Here is a 21,334-nt window from a genome sequence, read left to right on the forward strand (position 1 = left end):
TCAGATCCTACAAGCAGCTCCTTTTTTTGTCAGTCCATAAACCTGTACATCGGGTGAGCTCATACCCTGCGCGAGCAAATCCTACACTTTCGTGATATGCTCAGCCCGTTCTCGCTCACACTAGTCGCTGACTGCACAGACCATGTTCTTCGAGTCGCTGGAGATTCTGCGCACCCAGCCCGGCGAGTAGCCCAGCCGCGCCGCAATCTCATCGTAGCTGAGTCCTTCGCGCGGAGTTCTTGCTGCTTGCACAAGTCATCTCGGTGGCCGGAACCTTGCTGCCCACATACGTGGAACACTCGCGCAATTTCCCCGGTAACGCCTTGTAGGAGATCATCCGCAAATGGCGGAACAGTACGCGCACGTGATTGTTCGTCCAACTATGGTTATCCTGGATTTCGCGCGGATTGTAGCCCGCCATCACATCGACCATCACCAGTCGCATATCAGCGCAATACCGCGCCGGCAGCATTGTGGACCTGCGCCGGATCGCCTATTTTAGTTCAATGCGATCATCGGCCAACAGAATCTTGCGGGAATATCATGCTGTTCGGCGGCGCAGCAACCACTGGCGCCATCGGCCTCATTATTGCTATCCTGGCATTGCGTAGTGTTGCGTGGCGGAGTTCTCGCAGCCAACTGTGCCGAATCGAGTAACGTCATTGCTCGACCTGGGCGCAAATATCCCGGGTGTGTTGACTGGACTGATCGCTCACCGGGCATTTGCTGGGTTTGGGCGATAGATTTCCCCGTTCGTCTCCACTGTCTCCACAAACTCCACATACATTTTTTAGCACTCGAAAGACGGGTTTGACACCCCACGCGTTTTTTTAGAATTTTACTGGCTGTGCTTGTTTTCTGTGGAGACATGTGGAGTCAGTGGAGACAAAAACCGCGCTTTGAGAGTTTGTCTCCACAATCTCCACTGTCTCCACACCATAATCAAGCATTGCGTGCGTCATTTGGTGCGCTGTCTCCACAATCTCCACTGTCTCCGCTCAGAATTTCTGACCTAAGACGCCAAACACGCACTCTATCACCCCGAATCCGGATCTGAATGGCAAGATGTCGATCGCCTGACAAGGTCACGAGACTACCATCTTCACGGAGTTGGCTGCCAATCGCGGCCACGGTGAACCGCAGAGGCTGCACACGATTGACTTCGCGATAGGCGACCTCCGGCAGCAGGTAGATAAAGTGCGCGTCTCGGTAGCCGATTAGCGTGGTGCCCGGTCGCGGTTCCTCCGGATTGCGCGTATCCTTCGCCAGCATCACATCTCCGCTCGCCAGCAGTTGGCTCAGGTTGTTGAGAAACACCTCGCTCGCGCGTTCCTGGCGCACGGTCTGTGCCGTCTCTACGATCACATCCTGCCAACTGGGCAGCACGTCGTCCGCATCCTGCGCCATCAGGAACTCGCGCAGCAGCCGGTAGATCGTTACCAGCACCGCCCAGTTCTGGATCACGCGCCCCGTGTTGGCCATCGATAGGCCCGATGCCTTGAGCTTATCGCGGTAGCCTTGCACACTGATCGCGAATTCGTTCGCCAGTTGGTTGGCGAGATCACCTTGCTCGACCTGCTGCGCGATCCACGCCGCGAACTTGACCGTGAAACCGGGCAGAGCGTGGCGCATCAGGTCCGCTTGTTCGAGCGCGTTTCCACCCGGATCGCGGTGCTCCCACGGCGGTACATCCAGCACCAGCATACGTGAGAGCACAGAAGCTTCACCTTCGAGCATCGTTTCGCCGGTGCTGAGCAGTGTTCCTCGGCACGGACGATCCTGGCGCAGCCGGGCTTCGCGCGTCAGACGTCCGCGCCCCATGCCGCGCGAGTAGCTCTGCAAAAAGCGGGTGAAGGTGCGTTCATCGGCGTAAATGCTCTTGTAGTCGTCCACCCAATACAGTGCATTCGCCAGCGGATAGCCCATCGCTTCCACCGTGTTGATCGTATCGCCCCACTGCGCGGGCGGCGTATCGCGCGAAAACGCCCCGTAGAAGCTGCTCATCAGCGCGGCCAGTTCCGATTTGCCGCTGCCATAGGTTCCCGCCAGGTGAATGGCTGGTCGCGGCGCCGCTGCCGGGAAAAAGCGCTGGAGCAGCGGCAGCAGCGCGAACGCGATGCACGCCGGAGCAAGGGTTTTGGGAAAGACCGGGATGATCGCCGCAAACGCAAGCAGACTGTCTTCCCAACTCGCCTGTTGCAGACTGTAATCGCGCAGCCGGGCATCCAGCTCGATTTCCGGCGGATCGACCAGCGCGCCCTCCGCATTGATGCACACGCCCGGCGCGACATACGTCCAACGCCCGTCGATCTGCGTCCAGCCCATGAAGCGGTAGCACGTGCGGCACGGATATTCACCCGATAGGCTCAGGATCGCCGGAGCGAGGTGCTTGCCCATCCCGGCGCGCACCGTGAATGCTTCCCCTGCCTGTCCCGCGATGAACCGTCGCAGTGCCGCATCATCTCCAAACATCTCACTGGGTACATTGAGCGTGAGCGTCTGGTGATCGTTGCGTAGCTCCAGCGCAGTGACGTGCTCGACCTGGCCGTCGTCGTTGACCTGCGAAATGCGCTCCTTGACGCGCCCCACCCACGCCGCGACAGTTTTCTCGACCGGCCCATGATAGGTATCACGCCGGTAGACCATGCGCTCCTCGTCCGCGTAATATTCCTCGCTCTCGTCGTAGTCCTGCACCCGCTCGCGTTCCAGGGCTTTGCGTGCCTGCCGGTACTGGCGATCCAGATCCGTGAGGCGCACGCCATTGCCACACACCCCTTTCAGCTTCTGCCGCTGCACCGCCCATTCGACCGCCTCAAGATGCGCACAGGCCTGCACCGCCGCTGCGATCTGCTCCGGCTTGGGTTGATTCGGCTGATCCTGCGCACCAAATGTGCTGACCAGCCGATCCACCATCTGCCGCGCGTCAGAGGTCGGTTCCACGATCGGATCGCGTGCCGCTTGCTGGTAGGCGCTGGTGATCGTGGCGCGGGCTTCGCGCTCGCGTGTGGCGGGCTGTTCGTTCCCGGCTCCATCCGCCACGTGGCGCAGGACGAGCTGCGCTTCCGCTTCATTCTGCGTGTATCCCGCGTCCCTAAATTGGCACGCCGCATCGAACAGCGTCCGGTTGCGGTTACCGTTCGATGCGCCACTCGCCAGATAGTCCAGCGTGACCTGTGGCAGTGGGGCGTGTCCATTTCCCAATAGCACCAGGCCAGACTTGCCGTTCGCCCCACCCTGCTTGACCGCCAGCCACTCAAATGCGGCACATGGATAACGCTGATCCGGATGGAACTCGGTGAGCACCGCCACCACACCCCCGCGTTCGGGCTTAGTATTGACCGAACCCGGCAGGCGCATCAGCGACGCTACTGACTTGGCATACTCCGCATCGCCGCCGACTGCTGCGAATAGCCCATGCAGCGTGTTGGTGATCTGCTCCCGTGCCGCGTCATCGCGCAGCACGAATGGTTCTTCCAACAGCCAGTACGCATGCCAACCGCCACCCGAATCTATGATGATCGACGGTTTTGGATCGAACGTATGCAGCGTTTCGAGCGCGCTGGATCGCTTGGCCGGATCGTCGTCACAGTCGATATCCACCCACAGCGCAGGCACGAGCGCAGCAGCTTCAGCGCTGCCTTTCTTCTCGCTGCGCAAACATGGCGCGAAAAATACCCCGTAACCGGACGTGTTCAGTGTGTCAGCCTGGCGCAGCGTGGCCGCGAGTCGCTGCTGGTTGCCGATAGGTGCCCACAGTACGCGCGTCTGCTCCGTTTCGGGATGGATGCAGCGCAGTTCTAGCAGCAAACCCGGGTTGGCACCGGAATACAGCGCCGCAAAAAAATCGTCCCGCGAAAGCGCGGGTGACTGCGGTTCTGGCTTGATGGCAGAGGCGTTATCTGACATACTGCTGATATCCTTTGGATGGCACAGGGGACCAGGGCGAAAAGTTTGGCGACGGACCGCCCCGGCCCTCTGTGTGCGTTTATAGGTCTAGTGCTGGGCCTGAGATACTGATTTCAGGTTCGATTTCCGGCTCAATTTCGGGATGCAGCGCATCATATTGCTGCTCCCAATCCCGCCCGATATGGAACTCCATTAGCATGGCCATATTCTGCTGAGTGAGCGCGTGCAGCAGTTCGATATGGTTGACCTGTTTGTTCTTGCTGAAATATAAGGGCACGCGCCGCCCCTCATCCGCGTCGTAATACGTGCCCGGCAGCACGACGTGTGCGTGCGGATTGTGCCGCCCTGGTTCGTCCTCGTCAGTGGTTTCGCGATGATGCACCACATATGACATTTCGACGCCCGTATCAATGCCCCGCGCATCGAAGAAGTCCTGCAGCGTCCATTCCGTCAGGTTGCGCACGAAGCGTTCGCGCTTCTCATGCGGAATCATCTCAATCAGCTCAGGGTTCGGGTTGATCACGAGGCTGAACATCAGCACATGATCGCTCTGATAGGCTTCGCAGTTGCGCGCAATCCGAGCGACGGACTTACCCATGCCACGATCTACCCATCGTTCCTGCCCGGCCACTTGCGGCACGTAGTCGTCGCGGCTGTCCCTGTATGTCAAATACTTGATCAGGTTCTCCATGCGACGCGCCTCGTTCTGCGTCGGCTTCTTGTAACGCACATTGGCGACACACATCTGCTTACGATCCACTTATCAGCTTCCCTGCCTGCGCTGGAAAAATGCGACCAGCCGTTCCAGCAGATCGTTCTGCTGTGTGAGCTGTTGCTCGACCGCATCCAGCCGCCCCTCCAGCTTGCGTGTGATCGCGGCGCGCGTGCCAGGGATATCGTCGGCGCGAGCCATGTACAGATTCACGGCCTCGCGGATCAAGTCGGTCTTGTGCTGCATCTGGCCCTGTCGTGCGCGAACCCGGAGCAATTCCTCAATGCGGCGCATTTGCTCCGGCGTGAACCCGATTGACAGCCGTTCGGTGTAGCCGTCTTGGTTTCTACGTTTGGTCAAATACGGGTCTCCTTTAGCGCTCGTTTCTTCAATGCCCCCGCCGGACGAAAGCGCCCATAGACGCGGGTAAGCGTTTGCCGCCTGACAGCACCCGCCGCGTGCACGTTCTGCACTTCGATGGACAGCGTCCCTATGTCTGGCAGGCTAGCTGTTTCACCCTGCATGAGTTCGTCTTGCATCAACTCGATCAGCACGTCGATCACGTCCTCTACGTCCCGGTTCGTCTGGTGCGGTAGGCGACTTGCGATGTAAGCGATCATCTCGCGGTGTCTCATGTGTCCTCCGTCGTGCGAATTACCGTGCTACACCACTCACAACCGTGAAAACGGCGCGGGGTGCGGTTTTACGGACCGGGACGCCGGGCCGGACGGCGCGCGGGGTGCCCCACACCGCCGCACCGTTGCAGCGCGTCGCGTGCGCTGCAGCAGCCCCTCCGGCGCGTGAGGAGCCAGCGATTTAGCTGGCTTAGGCGCGGACCGGACACTTTACCCGGTCACAAGGACCGCCAGTCCGCGCCGTACCCGGTTGTGCAACACACAACCGGGGGGACTGCGAAGCAGTCCAACAATGCGCACACGCTCACCAGCTCACACGCGCCAGCTTTCGTGCACGACGCTGGCTCTCGGCATCGTTCAAAGTGGGCTCATCGGGTGTTGGCGCTCTGGCGTTGGCTGGTGATTGAACCAATACAGTCTGTGCGAAAAGCTGTTCCAAAAATGCAGGCATGTCGTGCAGTGCATCGCGAATCCATGCAGCATCTTCACGGACCTGGGCCAACTGGCTGGAATCAAATGCGGGCACGCTAACGGTAGCCCCAGAGAGTTGACGCGGGCGATAGTGTCCACCTTCCCGGGCAATGTGTTCGCGGATAATGTCCTTCAACATCGCGTTTCGGCTGCCCAGGGGAATGGAGTGCCACCAGTCGATCAGGTCGCTGTCGTCCACGAACGTCATTTTGATGGTGGCCGTAATCCGTTTGCGTTTGCTCATCCCGCCTCCTGGATTGTCGTACCGGTGTACGACAGGTGTACGACCTAGTACGACACCCGGCTTACGTTCTGGCGACAAAGTGCGCGTAGTTCAAATACCCCCGCGCGTTGGCAAGCTGCGCATCGCGGACCAACACCGTCTGCGGATATGCTTCGATCACTTGCTCATGGACCAATTCCGCGCCACCGCCGGAGAGATAGATCACCTCGACCGTTGCGCCGCGCTTCCACTTCTCGCTGATCAGATTGAGTGTGGCGCTCCGCAGCGGATCGAGCGCATCTTCCACCTCGGTGCTGTAGTCGAGCTCGCGCCCATTTGCCATGAACTTTCCGGTTCGCAGCACGCGCTCGATGATGCTGTAGGGGATCTTTTGGCGGTGATCGCGTTCCAGCAGTGCGGCGATACGTTCCTGTGCCGTGAAAACACCGCTCTCCACACTCCCGCTTTCGGCGTCTTTGAACTCACCATCCTCATCCAGCGCAATATCGACCGTATAGGTCCCGACATCCACTACGCCGGTCCGCATGAAGGTATGGCGCGGGTTGATCTCGCCCTTCAAGGTGAGCAGATTCGCATAAGCTGTGCCGTAGGGCTGCGGCATGACCATCACCTCGATCACATTGGCGATCAGTTCGGCGCAGTCCGTTTGCACAAGATGTTGGCCGAGCAGCGCGGCTTTGAGTTCTCCCGCATCCGGCATGTGATCCACCGGGAGCCCGGTGGCGATGCGCAGATGCACGACCTCGCGATCCCAAACGCCCTGCAGCAGCTTGCCGATGGCGACCTTCGCCAGCCGCAGGCGGAAGGCGTTGCCCATCGTGCGCTCGTTGGCGGTGCGTCCACGCAGCCGGAGTAGTTCACCGGGCGGCACCTGGGAGAGCGCCAGATCGCCGACAAACCATGTGCCCTGGTCATCGGTGATCTGGTCACCGGGGTATTTGGTATGCATCGACTCGTGGCCGAATTTGAGTTCGCGGGCGTGGCCCATCACGGACGGGAAGACGACTGCCTGATCATCAGTCAGCGCCTTGACCACGCCATAGCCTATATCCATGCCGACGGTGACGATGCTGCCAGAATTGGTATTCGATTTTGAAGCCTTAGCCTTGCTCATCGTTGGTGTTCTCCTGAATGAGCACAAGTGGATCGCGGACAGTTTGATCGGCGATGGTGTGTTTCTGTTCAGCGAAGAGCAGCCCCAACGCCTGACGGATAACGACTCCACCGCGCCGGTAGCGCAGCGCGGGTTGCAGCGCGCGGTAGAGCCGCGCTTCCTGCGGGTCAGCGAGATTGAGCGAAAACTCGATTCGTTTGAACATGGCCTGCGTTCCTCTCACCGGACTGAGTCCGGGCTGACACGGGAAATAAAAAAGCGTCCGTTAGCGTGCCGCGAACTCGTCGGCTTCTCCATCGAATACGCTTTCCCCCGCTGTGGGCGATTGTGCCTGCGCATCCTGCCCCGCACGTATCAGCGCCGAGAGAATGTCTGTGTTCGCGCCGAGCGCTTCTTGCAGGCTGCCATAACGCCACAGGGACGGATCCTGCCCGATGGTCAGCGGTATGACTTTTACCCGACTCTTGCCGCGGCGTTTCGCCATGATTACTCCTAATTCGTTACGTTATTCGTATTTTAGTACGAATTCCAGTAAAAACAGAGGTGCGCGATCTTAAATTCGCACCTCAATACGATACTCGTACCACATTTAATGGTAGTTGAAAATATGCCACGGTGTCAAGCGCGAAAAAACGGAATCCAGTGAGTTTGGGTATAATGAGAGGGTAATTCTCACGATCATCAGTAAGGCAAGCATGCGATGTCAGATCCCCCCTACACCCTTGGCGCGTTCATCGCTGCTTTGATGAATGAGCAGCAACATAATAATGTGTCATTGGCTGAACTGGCAGGAGTTTCTGAAGGTGTGATTCGCAACCTGCTCAAATATGGTGTCGATCCAAAAGCCAAAGACCCTGATGCTCGAACGCTGCGCAAGGTTGCGGACGCGCTTGGAGTGAATTCTGTGAGATTGTTCCGCCTCGCTGGATACATTCCACCAGCACCGGATGCAAACTCCGTCCGCGCTGAATATCTGGCTGACGTTTTCGATGACCTGCCGCCAGAGAAACAAGATGCGGTTATGGGCGTTCTCGAAGCGATGGCGGAAGCGCCTCGCAAAAAAACAATCATTCAGGAGATGCGCCAAGACTCTCACAAAGCGCTGGCTGGCATGGACCTTGCCTTCCCGGAGATGATCCGCGAAGCGGCGAACCAGTTGATCGCCCAATATGCGATGACTGCTCCGGCAGATGTGAATCGCATTGAATCGGATGCCGTGATCGTTGGAAACCAGTGGCAGGATTTATCCCCCGCAACTCGCAAACGCATTACGGCCCTCATCCGTCACAAGCTCTCGCTCAACTACGATCCGACGATGGTCGATCCGGAGTGGCGCGAGTAGCTCTGCACACGATACTTCCAGCGTAGCAGGTCACTCCTGAAAATCATGAGTAATTTTGCAAGTTGGGGGTGGTAAAATTACACATCGCAACTTCAGGTTTTACCCACTGCAATGTGTACTTTTCCCCGAAAAATCAGCACTCCTTTCACAATCTCGCCTGAACCCGCGATTTGCACTCAAAAGCCACATCGTATGAAGTTGACACATTTGTGCTACCGAGCCTATAGTGGGAGGGTAAGTCGCTTCATGAGCGCACGTCACAGGTGAACAGCGACAGAAAGCGCGCGCACCCTGCGAAAAGGCACAAATGACATCCTCTCACGAATCTTCAAAGCGGCTGCTGTTTCCTCTGGTCAACGCACTGGTTTTCATGATGCTGTTTGGCGTCATTGGATACTACCTGCTTGACCTGACCCGCTGGCTGCTCGCCGGCATGGTAACTGGTCTAGGTATAGGGCTGGTTGTCGAATTTGGGCTTGGTCTGATCGGCGGGTGGATTTACCGGCGTCGGGTGCTGCTATCGGCGCTATTAGAAGTCGTGCTGGTGATCGCCTTCGTTGGTCCGTTTGCCTATTTCTACATGAATACCACTCCCAAACAGCATACCGTCTGCTGCATCGAGGGCAGCGGCCTGGGTGATGCTGTTGAAGCGGTGCGCATCCCGGTGGCCAACGGCGAAACGCTCGCGGGATGGTACGCGCCTCCAGTTGATGGCAGCGGCGCGGTGGTCATGGTCTTGCACGGCAACGGCGGCGATCGCACCGGATCGCTTGCCCACGCGCGGGTGCTGCACGAGGAAGGTTTCGGTGTCCTTGTATATGATCAGCGCGCGTCCGGGGAAAGCACCGGCCATCAGCGTTCCATTGGCCTGTATGACCAGCGCGACATCACGCCGATCATCGACTGGTTAGCCGCACGGCCCGAAGTCGATGAGCAACGCATCGGCGGCGTGGGTCTCTCACTTGGTGCACACATTTTGCTTGGAGCCGCACCTGATGAGTTGCGTTTGAAAGCCCTCTGGGCTGATGGCCTGGGCGTCAACAACGGCGACGATCTTCCGCCTTCAGACAGTCCCAGCGACGTGTTGATCAACTTCATCAGCCGCCAGGCGTATTGGATGGCGGAGGCGTATCTGGATGAGCAGTTGATACCCTGCAAACAGCTCATTCCGCAGGTTGCGCCGCGCCCGCTGATGCTGGTGGCGGGCGGCCAGGATCCGTTTGAAGGCGAGTTCAATCGTGCATACGAGCCTTATCTCGGTGAACACGGCGAGCTCTGGATCATCGACAACGCCGGACATACCGCAGGGCTCAGGACCGAACCCGAACTATACCCGGCACGCATGATCGACTTTTTTGACAAAGCTCTCCGCCAGTAGAAACGTCACAAGTTCTAGGACGGCTCTGTCCGTGACCTGTATTGTATTCGCCAGAATTTCGTGCTCTCGCCAGGGTGTTAACGTGAGCAGCGGCATGAAGAATGTCCAAAACAACTAGTGTCCTGCAAGAAGAAACGGTGACCTATGGAAATGGACCAGGAAATACCCGAAACGATGCTGGCCCCATGTGGGATTAACTGTCATGTTTGTTATGTGCATTTAAAGAAAAAGAAAGCTTGTATGGGCTGTCATGGGGTGGACGAAAGCAAACCTCAACATTGCCGGGTCTGTAAAATCAAAACCTGTGCAGTCAGCCACGAGGTTGATTTTTGTTTTGACTGTCCATCCTTCCCCTGCGTACTCGTCAAACGACTGGATCGCAGTTACAGGCAGAGATATCAGGTAAGCCTGATTGAGGGCGCTCTCTTGCACAAGTCGCTCGGCGCAAAACAGTATTTGCTTAAAGAAAGAGAGCGGTGGACCTGCTCCGATTGCGGAGGTGTCATATCTTTGCACGATGGTGTTTGCTCAGAATGTGGAAAAGAAGTTTAGTCACTCAAAATGTTCTGGGTGGGCCAGCTAATTCAGAGAAATATCACGTCTCTCTATCCAAGTATAAAGGCAAAAACGCCCCGCCGAGTCCGTTTTCGGCAAAGGAACAGATCTAATGTCCGTATCTGACGACAATGCCCGGTACCTGCACCTCATTCGGCAGGATTGCCCGCTGCCGCCGGGAACGCACGTCGTTGGCTACTGCCGCGACTCGGGTGGTGAGGAACAGGATCGCTCCGTCTCGCAGCAGGCCGAAACCATCCGCGAATACTGCGCACATCACAACTTGGTGCTGGACAAGCTCTATCTCGACGAGGCGCGGAAGTCATCGAACACGGACAAGCGTGAAGCCCTGCAAGAGATGCTCTTCGATCTCCGCGCCAACTTCAAACGGATCAACGACCGCTACCGGCGCGAGAAAGCGGTTGTCGAAAACCCGTTTGGCGTCATCTTCTGGAAGTCAAACCGGCTGGGCCGCGACAGCATCGAGGCGATGAATATCAAAACCGATCTGCGGCTGCGCGGGATCACGATCATCGACCTGCTGACCTCGGCCAACACCGGCAACCCCGGCATCGATGCGCTGATCGAAGCCTTCCAGAGCTGGCAGGATGAGCAGCTTCTCGACGAAATCTCGGAGAACGTCAAGCGCGGCCAGATGCAGCTCGTCGCCACGCGCGACGACGATCACGAATTCCTCAAATACAATCCCGGCTGGCCCAGCACGGGCGGTTATCTCGGCGTGAAGCCCGGCCCAACGCCGCGCGGATTCATGAAAGAGGATGTTCAGATCGGCGTCCATAAGCGCCGCAAAGGTCGTGCCGGGGGCGAACCGCGCATCGTCGGGCGGCTGGTGCCCGATCCCGAAACCTGGGATCGCGCCCGCCTCGCCTGGGAGATGCGCCACCAGGGCATTGAGATCGGGAAAATCCACAAGGCCACGCGGCTGTACAAGAACAAGAACGGCTACACCCACTTCTTCTCCAACCGCATTTACACCGGCGATTACGAGTTCGGCGGCAAGCTATACGAAAACTTCGTGCCTGCCATGATTCCGCGCGAGTGGTATGAGCAAGAGCAGGCAAATATCGCCGAGCGCGCCAAGAAATTCAACGGGCAGCCGGTCCAGCCGAAGTTCGAACCGGCCCGCGTCGGAGCCGAGCACATGCTCTCCGGGCTGGTATTCTGCGGCCACGTCGAAGGCGAAGAACACCCGATGTATGTCGGCACGATCCCGGGGGAACCGGGCGTGCGCGGGGAGTACATTTATTACAAATGCTCGCAGGCGAATAACTCACACGGTGAGCGCTGCACGACTAAGACGATCAGCCTGAAGGGACTGGATCAGGCCGTGATCAATAACCTGCTCGATCACGTCGTGACGCTCGAAAATCTGCAGCCGCTCGCGGACGAACTCGCTGCGCAACTCAGCGAGCGCAGCAAAGACGCCGACAAACGGATCGATGCGGTGCAGTCCAGGCTGGACGAAGTGCGCCGCCAGATGGATAACTTGCTGGACACCATCGAGAGGATCGGCTACGCGCCGCACATCCAGGATCGCTACGATGCGCGCCGCCGCGAAGAGGCCGAGTTGGTCGGGGAGTTAACGAGTCTGGAATCACTGCTGATCAAGCCGAGGAAGATTCGGTTCATCAGTGAGGACTTGCTGCGGCAGTGGATCGACCACACACGGGAAACGTTGGAGAGCGGAGATCGGGACTTGGCGCGCCGCGCGATTCACCAGTTTGTAGCGAAGATTGTCATACAAAACGGAACGGGAACGCTCTATTACACGTTCCCGCTCGAAGACGAATTGTATATGCCTAGCAAACGAAGTGTGGACCTGAAGGGATTCGAACCCTTGACCTCTACAGTGCGATTGTAGCGCTCTCCCAGTTGAGCTACAGGCCCGCTTGACGATGGGAATTGTAGCAGTCCGCCGGGTGGATGTCAAGATCGGCACGCCCGGCAAAGCCCTCGAACGTGCCGATTTTGCCTCAATTCCCCACTGTTATGCCTTCACCACGTACGTCCCGGCCAGCTTATCATGCAGCGTCTGGTTTTCGGGATCGGGAATCGCCCACAGCCACCCCAAAAGCAGAATAAACGTGCTGATGTAGTAGCCGATGTAGCGAATGATCGCCTGCACGTCGTTGACGCCGCCGCCGCTGGTATTCACCACACGGATGCCCATCAAGCTCTTGCCCGGCGTCTGGCCATTGTTGCGCGTCCAGAAATACCAGTTGTACAGGATGCCGACGATGAAACCCGTGCCGACCCCCAGAACGTTGCTGCCGACCACCGCGCCGACCACGGCACCAATGATCCCCAATATGATCGAGTCGATGATGAGCGCAATCAAGCGTGAAGTCAAACTGGCCTTTGGCATAGTACCCTCCGCGTAAGTTTTCGTCCCTGCCGTGTACCTTGAATGTAGCAGAACGGGATGAAGAATCCACGCAGCAATGCCGCAGGCCGGGCACGCCGGTTCAGCACATCGCGGGCGGCATATGCTTCTTGACCGGAATACCGCACAGGAACTTGAACGGCGTCTCGCCTGTGTTCTCGTAAGTGTGCTGCATCCCGCCCGGCACGAAGATCACGTCTCCGGCAGCCACGTCGCGGTAGTCGCCGTCGATCAGCACACGCCCCTGCCCCTCGACCACGAAGTTCTCGTGCTCGTAGGGATGGCTGTGCAGCGGCGTATGCCCACCCGGCGCCACCTCGATCATGCGCAGCGCATAGACCGGCGCGCCGTCGTGATCGTCGTCGATCAGCCAGCGGATCGTCGTGCCCGGCGCTTCGTCGCCAAACGTCTGCGCGGGAACGTCCGTGTAATGCACCACTTTGCGTTTACTCTCTGCCATGTCCGTCATCTCCGTAAGGAACCTTCTACACCGCTACTTTTTGCTGCCGCCCGAAACGGCAGTCGCCACGCCTAGCACAATGTAAACCCCGCCTGCGAACAGGCGCTGCCCGCGCCAGAACGCCGCATTGTCGCGCAGCCAGCCGCCGAGCGTACCCGCCAGCAGCGCATAGGTGCCATCGCTGCACAGCGCCATCAGCACAAAGATAACGCCAAGCACGACAATCTGCACGCTGGCCGGGCCGCGCGCCGGATCGATGAACTGGGGCAGGAACGCGAAGAAAAACAGCGCCGCCTTCGGGTTGAGCACGTTGACCAGCGTGCCCTGGTAAAACACGCGGCTGAGCGCCTGTGGCGGAGCCTGCGTGACGTGCCGGGGTGTGCCGCGCTCCAGCAGCTTACGCACGCCCAGCACGATCAGGTAGGCCGCGCCCAGCAGTTTGACCGCCTGGAACGCCAGCGCCGACGACATCAACAGCGCAGACACGCCCAGCGCCGCGGCGAGGATGTGCACCAGCGTGCCGAGCGCGATCCCCAGGGCGGAGACGATCCCGGCCCGCCGCCCCTGGTCCACGCTGCGCGCGACGATGTAGAGCACCGCCGGGCCGGGAACCAGCAGCAGCGCCAACGCGGCAGGCACGAACACGATCAGCGTCGATGAGTCGGGCAGCATAACGGGATCTCCCCTCATTTCCTAGTCGCCGCTGCGCAGATCCTTCAGGCTCTCGGCCCGGTAGGCGATCTCCGAAAAGACGACCGTGCAGCTTTCTCCGGTAGGCGACTGCGCCAGAAAACCGATCCGCAAATTGTCGACAGCGCCCATCGTAAAGTAACGCACCATGTTCCAATATTTGCCGTCGAGCGAGTAATGCAGCGCGAAAGCCGAACCGATCCGCGCCACGCGCATATAGACGCTGCTGCCGTCGATCACCACCGAATTGCAGTCGTCCGAGAAGCCGCGCGTCACGACGGACACGATCATCGGCTCGTGCTGCGGTGAGTATTCGAAGCACAGCTTGGTCCACAGATCGTCGCGCTCGTACAACAGGAGCACCCCCGCGTCGAAGGTCGCGCCGAAGTTAACCGTCACCCTGGCGCTCAGCAGGAAATCTCCGACAGGCGGCGCAAACACCGCCGCGGGCCCGTTGCTCGCCACCCGTTCGCTGCCCGCCGGGTCGATGAACCAGTTCGTGTTCGCGCCTGCCGTGATGCTCAGGCTGTCGTCCGGGCCGATGGTCCAGTCGACGGGATCGTTTTTCCACTGCAGGTCGCCGGGGATGGGTGCCAGGCTCAGAGTCGTCATGATATTTTTTCCTGTGCCGTAAAGGCTGTTCGTAAAAATAAGCGCAGGAGAAATATAACGCACTTCAATATCGTGGCATAGGCGCTACAGCCCGCCAACCGATCGCCCACCGTGCCCCGGTGAAGTCGTGGCAGATCTCCCGCACGCCGGTACAATCGCTTGGGTGCAGATGCAGCAAAGGGGTGTATTGTGTCTGAGTCCTTCGTCAGCCGGGCCGACGGGTACGTGAAGTGGCTGCGCGACCGGGTCGGCCACCAGTTGATTTACCTCGTTTACGCGACGATTCTGGTGTTTGACGACGCGGGCCGCCTGCTGGTCCAGCGCCGCTACGACTTCGACTGGCTCGGTGTGCCGGGCGGCGCGCTGGAACCCGGCGAAGGGCTGCGTGCCTGCGCCGAGCGCGAAACCTTCGAGGAAACGAGGCTGCGCGTCGAGGTCGAACGCCTCGTCGGCGTGTTCAGCCATCCCGACTACAACCTGCTCTACCCCAACGGCGACCACGTACAGCAGTGGACCGCGTGCGTCGTGGCGCGGCCCGTAGGCGGCCAGCTCCACGCGGACGGCGGCGAGACGCTCGGCGTCAGTTGGATGGCGGTCGAGGAAGCGCTGCCGCAGTTCCCGGTCGCGTATCAGGCGATGGTGCGCGCGGCGATGGCCTCACCGCGCGACGCCGTGATCGAGCCGGTCTATACCCGCGCACCGTTGATGCCCCACTTCCCCGTGCTGCGCCAGCACATCCAGCACGATCCGGTGATCCTGCCGGGCGTGATGGCCGTCGTGCGCGACGACGCCGGGCGCGTGCTGGTCGCGCGGCGGGTGGATGATGGCCTGCTCGATATCCCCGGCGGCTACTGCGACCTGGGCGAGACGACGACCGCCGCTGTGGTGCGCGAGGTGCGCGAAGAAACCGGCCTGGAAATCGAGCCGGTGCGGTTGATCGGCGTTTACAGCCAGGACATGCTGACCCGTTATCCCAACGGGGACATGGTGTACGGCGTCGGCGCGGCCTTTGACTGCCGCCTCATAGGCGGAACCCTGCACGCGGATCACGGCGAGATCAGCGAAGTGGCGTTCATGCCGCTCGAAAAGCTGCTCGAACAGCCCGCGCCGATGATGAGCGGGATGCGCCAGTGCTGGCGCGATGCGATGGACCCGGCACTCTGGCCCGTCCTGCGGTAAGATCAGGATAATTCAACGAATTAGTTCGTGATCCGGTTTTGCGTTTTCCACAAGGAGAAATCTCATGTCGCGTGAAGTGATTGCAACCCCCGATGCGCCCGCCGCTGTTGGTCCCTACTCCCAGGCGATCCGGGCGAATGGATTCGTCTTCGTCGCCGGGCAGCTCGGCGTGATCCCCGAAACCAAGCAGTTCGCGGGCAGCACCGTCGCGGAACAGACCGATCAGGCATTGAAGAACATCGCCGCGATCCTGGCCGCTGCCGAATGCAGTATGCAGAACGTCGTCAAGGTGACCGTGCTGCTGGCCGATATTGGCTCGTTTGCAGAAATGAACACCGTCTACGCGACCTACTTCCCCGACGAGCCGCCCGCGCGCGCTGCGTTCGCCGTGAAGGACCTGCCGCTGGGCGGATTGGTCGAGATCGAAGCCATCGCAGCCACGCTCTAGCGGCACACCGGGAGCAGCTGCCATGCGAATCGAGATTCTGGGATCGGGCGGCGCGCTGACAACGCCGCGCGTCGGCTGCCAGTGCCCCGTCTGCGTCGAGGCGCGCGCCAAAGGCGTGCCTTACAGTCGGAGCGGACCGAGCACGTTCGTACACGGCCCGGACCTGCTCATCGACACGCCGGAAGAAATCAAGGATCAGCTCAATCGCTCGCAGGTGACGTCCATCGGCGCGTGCATCTACTCGCACTGGCATCCCGACCACACCGCGGGCCGCCGCGTGTGGGAATCGGCCAACGCCGATCCGACCCACTACCCGCCCCGCAACCGCTGCACCGACATCTACCTGCCGGAGCAGGTCGCGCAGGACTTCCGCACGTGGCTCGGATCGTGGGAGCAGTATGCGTACATGCAGCACCTGGGCCTCGTGAACGTAATCGAGCTAAGCGATGGCGACACGGTGACACTGAACGGCACGACGATCCGGCCCTTCCGGCTGGCGGAAGACTACGTGTACGCCTTCCTGCTCGAAGAGGGCGGCCAGCGCGTGCTGATCGCCCCGGACGAGCTGAACGGGTGGGTCCCGCCGGACTTCGTGCAGGGGGTCGATCTGACGATCATCCCGATGGGACTGGCCGAGTTCCACCCGCTGACCGGTGAGCGGCTGTTCACCGAAAATCACCCGCTGATGCAGCGCGAGGCGACGTACGTCGAAACGCTGGAGATGGTGCGCCAGCTCAAGGCCGGGCGTGTGATCATGACCCACATCGAAGAAACAACGCAAATGGGTTACGACGACCTGCTCACGCTCGAAGATCGGCTGCGTGCGGACGGGTTCAACATCACGTTCGCATACGACACGATGATGATCGAGGTATAAGGCATGGCGGGCGAACTCATTTTGCTGGTGGACGACGAGCGCAACATCATCGAGCTGGCGAGCCTGTATCTCAAGCAAGACGGCTACCGCGTGATCAGCGCCGAGGACGGCGTGGAGGCGCTCAAGCGCGCCGATCAGGATCAGCCCGCGCTGATGGTGCTCGACCTGATGCTGCCCAAGCTGGACGGCTGGGAGGTGTGCAAGCAGGTGCGCGCCGCCTCCGATCTGCCGATCCTGATGCTGACCGCCCGCGACGACGACATCGACAAGATCGTCGGGCTGGAACTGGGCGCGGACGACTACCTGACCAAGCCGTTCAACCCGCGCGAGCTGGTCGCGCGCATCAAGGCGATTTTGCGCCGCACGGAGCCGCGCCGCGCCGATGCCGATGACAAGCCGCTGCGGATGGGCAACGTCACCATCGATCCGGCGGGGCGCACCGTGCTGGTGGGCGGCAAGCCCGTCGATCTGCGCGCAAAGGAGTTCGACCTGCTGCTGGCCCTGGCCGAAAACCAGGGCATCGTGCTCACGCGCGAAAAGCTGCTCGATCTGGTGTGGGGCTTCGACTTTTACGGCCAGACGCGCACCGTAGACGTGCACGTCGCGCACCTGCGTAATAAGCTGGCGGGCGGCACGATCGAGATCGAGACGGTCTGGGGCGTGGGCTATAAACTGAATCTGCTGTGAGGGCAGTCAGGCTGTAATCGAGATTTTACAGTTGCGCAGCACACTGGTAACGAGCGGAGCATAAGATCACGATGAGGTTGACGGACTATATGCTCCACTCTCTGCGAACGCGCTTACTCGCCTCCTACGTGGCGATCCTGCTGATCATGCTGTGCTTGATCGGCCTTGTGCTGCTGCTGTTTCTGCGGACGCGCCCGCTGCCGACCGACACGCTGATCCGCGACCTGACCGGCACGCTGCTCGACGTGCGCGTGACCGAGGTCGTGCGGCTGGAAGGGCGGCTGAACAACAGCGTCACGGCGGAAGTCAGCACGCTGCTGAGCAGCGAGGCCGCCGCGCGGGACTTCCGGCTGATGGTCGTCAACGAGGACAATACGGTCGAGTTCGATTCGAACGAGACGTTCGACGTGGGCACGGCGCTGACCGAAGTGGATCGCGAGCCGCTGGTCCGGCCCACAGCCAGCCGCACCGCCGCAATCTATCAGGGCCGCTTCCTCGACCCCGACGGCACGGAATGGATCTACGTCGCGCAGCCGCTGCGTCCCGTGCTCGTGCAGCGCGCCAATACACCGTTCCTGGCAGTGGCCGCCCCGGTCCCGCGCCCGTCGCTGCGATCGGTAGTCCAGACCTTTGGCGAAACGTTCTTCCGCCCGCTGGTCCGTGCCGGAATGCTGGGCCTGCTGGTCGCCATCGGCCTCTCGGCGCTGATCGCGCGCTCCGTGGCGCGCCCGCTCCAACAGATGAGCAAGGCCGCGCAGCGCATCGCGGACGGCGACCTGGAACAGCGCGTGCCGGTCGTCGGCCCGCACGAGGTCCGCACGCTGGCGCAGTCGTTCAACGAAATGACCGAAAAGGTCGCCACGACCCAAAACGCCCAGCGCGACTTTCTCGCCAACGTCTCGCACGATCTGCGCACGCCGCTGACCAGCATCCAGGGCTTTTCGCAGGCGATTGCCGAGGGCGTCGCGTCCGATCCTGAGGCGGCGCGGCACGCCGCGCAGATCATCCACGACGAGGCTGGGCGGCTGCACCGCATGGTTGAGAGCCTGCTCGACCTGGCACGCATCGAGTCCGGGCAGATGGAAATGCAGCGCCGCCCACTGTGGCTGGGCGACGTGCTGCACGCCGTGGCGGAGAGCATCTCCATGCGCGCGCGGGACAAGGGCGTGCAGCTCGACGTGCAGATCCCGCCCACTCTGCCGCGCGTGGCCGGGGATGGCGACCGGCTGGCGCAGGTCTTCACGAACCTGCTCGACAATGCGATCCGGTACACGCCCGCCGGGGGCCGCGTTACGCTCGACGCCACGGCCACCGCCGACGCGCTGATCGTGACCATGCGCGACACGGGCGAAGGCATCCCGGCGGCGGAACTGTCGCGCATCTTCGAGCGCTTCTATCAGGTGGACAAAAGCCGCCAGCGCGGGCGGCGCACCGGCTCCGGTCTGGGGTTGGCGATCAGCCAGCAGATCGTGGAGGCGCACGGCGGGCGGATCGAGGTCGCCAGCGTCGAGGGGTCGGGCACGACGTTCACCGTGCGCCTGCCGCGCCCGGCGGAGGAAGGGTAAAGCCAGGGATCAGGGATCGGGGGTTAGGGATCAGGGGAAAACAATGCCCTGACAATCGACCATTTTCTGTGGGAAAGGGCAAAACACCAAAACGGGCGGGATTGAAACCCGCCCCTACAAGGCGATCACCGTTGTTGTAGGGGCAGGTTTGTAACCTGCCCGGTTTTTGTCTTTTCCCCTGCCGCACGGCGAAACAACCGGAATTTGTGTAGGGGCGTATTGCGATACGCCCCGATGGTTTCCGTCCGCGTCAAAATCAGGGAATGTGGTTAAACCCCAATCCGCCGCAGCTCGCGCGGGAAGGTGCTCAGGCTCTCCGCGCCGTCGACGGTGATCACCATGTCGTCCTCGATGCGCACGCCGAACTCGCCCGGCAGGTAGATGCCCGGCTCGACGGTGAAGACCATGCCCGGTTCCAGGATCTGCGTGTTGCCCTCGACCATGTTCGGGCCTTCGTGCGCTTCCAGCCCCAGCCCGTGCCCGGTCCGGTGCGTGAAGTACTTGCCGTACCCCGCGTCTTCAATCGCCTTGCGCGCCGCGCGGTCCACTTCCTGCGCCGCGATGCCGGGCTTGGCGACCAAGCGCCCGGCCTCGTTCGCCGCGCGCACCGCCTCGTAGACCTCGATGACCTTGGGCGACGGCTCGCCCACGATGAACGTGCGCGTGATGTCGGACACATAGCCGCGCGCGCTGGTCCCGTAGTCGAACAGCAGCACGTCGCCTTCCTTCAGCACGCGGTCACCCGGATCGGCGTGGGGCAGCGCGGCGTTCGGGCCGATCAGCGCATACGGCTCGAAGGGATGCTTGCCGCCGCCGCGCTTCAACTGCTCGACGATCAGTTGGCCGGTGATCTCGCGCTCGGTCAGGCCGGGACGCACCCACTCAATCACGGCTTGCAGGGCGTCCTGGCTGATGGCGATCGCTTCGCGCAGTCCGGCGAGGTCGTCCGCGTCCTTGCGCAGCCGCAGATCGGCCAGGTCCTTGCCCGCCAGCACGAGGTTCACGCCGGGGAAATAGCGCTCGATCAGCGACGATTCGAGCATACGCATGCGCAGTTCCTCGACGCCGATGCGCTTGCCGTTCAGATCCAGCGATCGCGCCGCCGCCTCGAACGCCCCCGCGTACCCGTCCGTATCGGTCCAGGTGAACATCTCCGCCTTGATCGGGATCTCCATGAAGCGCTCCTGCTCCAAAAACGGCAGAATCGCCACCGGATCGCGGCCCGGCACGAAGAACACAATCAGCGGGCGCTCCATCAGGTGAAAGTCCTGCCCGGTGATGTAAAACAGGTTCGACCCGGGGATCAGCACCATGCCGTCCAACCCGGCCCGCTCGATGATATCGTACAGCTTCTGAACGCGGGAATCTGCCATCGCGCGACGTGCTCCATTCGCTTGCAGCCAACCCAATACCAATGCCCATAGAGCCTAGAACCGCAGACGCCGGATGTCAAGGGACTGGAAGGCAGCAAGCTGCTATAATCAAGGACATATTCAACAACCGGGTCGGGAGGAGCACGATTATGCAGCGATTACTGGCATTTGCAGGCGGCATTTTGAGCGGGGCGACGGTCGGAACCCTGGTGGCGCTGCTGTTCACGCCCGCGTCAGGCAACGAAATGCGCGACGACATCGAGCGCCGCAAACAGAATGCGATCATGGCCGGACGCGCCGCCGCCGAAGCCAAGCGCGCGCAGATGGAAGCCGAGCTGGCCGCGCTGACGAAATCACCGCTGGCGGGTGAGACGGGTGCGACGGTGCCCGCCACGATCCGGCGGTGAGAAAAGCAGTTTTTCGGTCGTTAGTTTGAAGTTGTTAGTTCAAGCAAAAAACCGTCGCGTAAATGCGGCGGTTTTTCATATGGACCGGGAAGTTCGAAGATTTGCCGGGCGGAAAGCCTGGGCGGGTTTTTAACCCGCCCCTACCAATCCCGTTGGGCGCGGCTTGTCTCCCCTCTCCAACTTGATTGGAGAGATACCGTGTTAAAAATCAAGGAGCAGCCGTTGAAAACGCAGGATCGAAAGGCTGCCCCGACTTCAGCACGCCGTAGGCCAGG

The 21,334-nt window shown here is 60.7% G+C and carries 24 protein-coding genes and 1 tRNA gene; 10 read left to right on the forward strand and 15 right to left on the reverse strand.

All coding sequences use genetic code 11. The annotated features are described in order from the left end of the window. Positions 1-120: 120 nt before the first annotated feature. From V7116_RS19010 to V7116_RS19050, 9 genes are all read right to left on the reverse strand, one after another. Positions 121-252, reverse strand: coding sequence for a helix-turn-helix domain-containing protein (locus tag V7116_RS19010; protein ID WP_324393545.1), 132 nt, complete (start codon positions 250-252; stop codon positions 121-123). Between the two features lie 690 nt (positions 253-942). After that, on the reverse strand, positions 943-3,906 hold the full coding sequence (locus V7116_RS19015; protein ID WP_324393546.1) for a primase C-terminal domain-containing protein: 2,964 nt from the start codon (positions 3,904-3,906) through the stop codon (positions 943-945). A gap of 79 nt (positions 3,907-3,985) precedes the next feature. After that, positions 3,986-4,666 carry a hypothetical protein gene (locus V7116_RS19020; RefSeq protein ID WP_324393547.1) on the reverse strand — a complete coding sequence of 227 codons (681 nt, stop codon included), beginning with the start codon at positions 4,664-4,666 and terminating at the stop codon, positions 3,986-3,988. Positions 4,667-4,669: 3 nt separating this feature from the next. After that, positions 4,670-4,978 carry a hypothetical protein gene (locus tag V7116_RS19025; protein ID WP_324393548.1) on the reverse strand — a complete coding sequence of 103 codons (309 nt, stop codon included), beginning with the start codon at positions 4,976-4,978 and terminating at the stop codon, positions 4,670-4,672. Then, on the reverse strand, positions 4,975-5,253 hold the full coding sequence (locus V7116_RS19030) for an HU family DNA-binding protein (protein ID WP_324393549.1): 279 nt from the start codon (positions 5,251-5,253) through the stop codon (positions 4,975-4,977). Before V7116_RS19030 ends, V7116_RS19025 begins: the two co-directional genes overlap by 4 nt. Before the next feature lie 304 nt (positions 5,254-5,557). After that, positions 5,558-5,968, reverse strand: a complete 411-nt coding sequence (locus V7116_RS19035) for a hypothetical protein (protein ID WP_324393550.1) — start codon at positions 5,966-5,968, stop codon at positions 5,558-5,560. A gap of 61 nt (positions 5,969-6,029) precedes the next feature. Further along, positions 6,030-7,082 carry a ParM/StbA family protein gene (locus V7116_RS19040; RefSeq protein ID WP_324393551.1) on the reverse strand — a complete coding sequence of 351 codons (1,053 nt, stop codon included), beginning with the start codon at positions 7,080-7,082 and terminating at the stop codon, positions 6,030-6,032. Then, positions 7,069-7,287: a hypothetical protein gene (locus tag V7116_RS19045; protein ID WP_324393552.1), complete on the reverse strand. Its 219-nt coding sequence runs from the start codon at positions 7,285-7,287 to the stop codon at positions 7,069-7,071. The genes V7116_RS19040 and V7116_RS19045 overlap by 14 nt, the downstream gene beginning before the upstream one ends. Positions 7,288-7,347: 60 nt before the next feature. Further along, a complete protein-coding gene (locus tag V7116_RS19050) occupies positions 7,348-7,566 on the reverse strand; it encodes a hypothetical protein (RefSeq protein ID WP_324393553.1) in 219 nt (72 codons plus the stop codon). Between the two features lie 216 nt (positions 7,567-7,782). On the opposite strand from V7116_RS19050, the gene V7116_RS19055 reads away from it, so the two are divergent. From V7116_RS19055 to V7116_RS25880, 4 genes are all read left to right on the forward strand, one after another. Beyond that, positions 7,783-8,424, forward strand: a complete 642-nt coding sequence (locus V7116_RS19055; protein WP_324393554.1) for a helix-turn-helix domain-containing protein — start codon at positions 7,783-7,785, stop codon at positions 8,422-8,424. A 307-nt stretch (positions 8,425-8,731) separates the two neighbouring features. Next, positions 8,732-9,802 carry an alpha/beta hydrolase gene (locus V7116_RS19060; RefSeq protein WP_324393555.1) on the forward strand — a complete coding sequence of 357 codons (1,071 nt, stop codon included), beginning with the start codon at positions 8,732-8,734 and terminating at the stop codon, positions 9,800-9,802. Positions 9,803-9,976: 174 nt separating this feature from the next. Then, complete coding sequence (locus V7116_RS25875) at positions 9,977-10,354, forward strand: DUF3795 domain-containing protein (protein ID WP_349258550.1); 378 nt, start codon at positions 9,977-9,979, stop codon at positions 10,352-10,354. A gap of 115 nt (positions 10,355-10,469) precedes the next feature. Then, entirely contained in the window at positions 10,470-12,239 is a 1,770-nt protein-coding gene (locus V7116_RS25880) for a recombinase family protein (protein WP_442891860.1), read from the forward strand. Here the strand turns inward: V7116_RS25880 and V7116_RS19075 are convergent. The 5 genes from V7116_RS19075 to V7116_RS19095 all read right to left on the reverse strand — a co-directional run bounded on the left by V7116_RS19075 (position 12,193) and on the right by V7116_RS19095 (position 14,523). Further along, positions 12,193-12,265, reverse strand: a tRNA-Ala gene (locus V7116_RS19075). The two genes, V7116_RS25880 and V7116_RS19075, sit on opposite strands and share 47 nt — an antisense overlap. Before the next feature lie 100 nt (positions 12,266-12,365). Next, the gene (locus tag V7116_RS19080) at positions 12,366-12,743 is read right to left on the reverse strand and encodes an RDD family protein (protein ID WP_324393558.1); all 378 of its coding nucleotides are present in this window, start codon (positions 12,741-12,743) and stop codon (positions 12,366-12,368) included. Between the two features lie 100 nt (positions 12,744-12,843). Beyond that, complete coding sequence (locus V7116_RS19085; protein ID WP_324393559.1) at positions 12,844-13,221, reverse strand: cupin domain-containing protein; 378 nt, start codon at positions 13,219-13,221, stop codon at positions 12,844-12,846. Positions 13,222-13,254: 33 nt separating this feature from the next. Next, positions 13,255-13,893 carry a LysE family translocator gene (locus V7116_RS19090; RefSeq protein ID WP_324393560.1) on the reverse strand — a complete coding sequence of 213 codons (639 nt, stop codon included), beginning with the start codon at positions 13,891-13,893 and terminating at the stop codon, positions 13,255-13,257. Between the two features lie 21 nt (positions 13,894-13,914). Next, complete coding sequence (locus V7116_RS19095) at positions 13,915-14,523, reverse strand: DUF1349 domain-containing protein (RefSeq protein ID WP_324393561.1); 609 nt, start codon at positions 14,521-14,523, stop codon at positions 13,915-13,917. 189 nt (positions 14,524-14,712) lie between these two features. Between V7116_RS19095 and V7116_RS19100 the strand changes: the two genes are divergently transcribed. The 5 genes from V7116_RS19100 (at position 14,713) to V7116_RS19120 (ending at position 19,279) form a co-directional block, all read left to right on the forward strand. After that, a complete protein-coding gene (locus tag V7116_RS19100; protein ID WP_324393562.1) occupies positions 14,713-15,702 on the forward strand; it encodes an NUDIX domain-containing protein in 990 nt (329 codons plus the stop codon). Positions 15,703-15,766: 64 nt separating this feature from the next. Continuing rightward, positions 15,767-16,150 (forward strand): Rid family detoxifying hydrolase, encoded by a 384-nt coding sequence (locus tag V7116_RS19105; RefSeq protein WP_324393563.1) that lies wholly within the window; start codon positions 15,767-15,769, stop codon positions 16,148-16,150. A 22-nt stretch (positions 16,151-16,172) separates the two neighbouring features. Next, a complete protein-coding gene (locus tag V7116_RS19110; RefSeq protein ID WP_324393564.1) occupies positions 16,173-17,027 on the forward strand; it encodes an MBL fold metallo-hydrolase in 855 nt (284 codons plus the stop codon). Positions 17,028-17,030: 3 nt separating this feature from the next. Continuing rightward, positions 17,031-17,714, forward strand: coding sequence for a response regulator transcription factor (locus tag V7116_RS19115; protein ID WP_324393565.1), 684 nt, complete (start codon positions 17,031-17,033; stop codon positions 17,712-17,714). Positions 17,715-17,803: 89 nt separating this feature from the next. Next, the gene (locus V7116_RS19120) at positions 17,804-19,279 is read left to right on the forward strand and encodes a sensor histidine kinase (RefSeq protein WP_324393566.1); all 1,476 of its coding nucleotides are present in this window, start codon (positions 17,804-17,806) and stop codon (positions 19,277-19,279) included. 269 nt (positions 19,280-19,548) lie between these two features. On the opposite strand, the gene V7116_RS19125 is transcribed toward V7116_RS19120, so the two are convergent. Next, complete coding sequence (locus V7116_RS19125) at positions 19,549-20,652, reverse strand: M24 family metallopeptidase (RefSeq protein WP_324393567.1); 1,104 nt, start codon at positions 20,650-20,652, stop codon at positions 19,549-19,551. Between the two features lie 149 nt (positions 20,653-20,801). Between V7116_RS19125 and V7116_RS19130 the strand changes: the two genes are divergently transcribed. Continuing rightward, a complete protein-coding gene (locus V7116_RS19130) occupies positions 20,802-21,059 on the forward strand; it encodes a YtxH domain-containing protein (RefSeq protein ID WP_324393568.1) in 258 nt (85 codons plus the stop codon). Positions 21,060-21,334: the final 275 nt, after the last annotated feature.

It is taken from the genome of Aggregatilinea sp. (assembly GCF_036822615.1).
Lineage (GTDB): Bacteria > Chloroflexota > Anaerolineae > Aggregatilineales > Aggregatilineaceae > Aggregatilinea.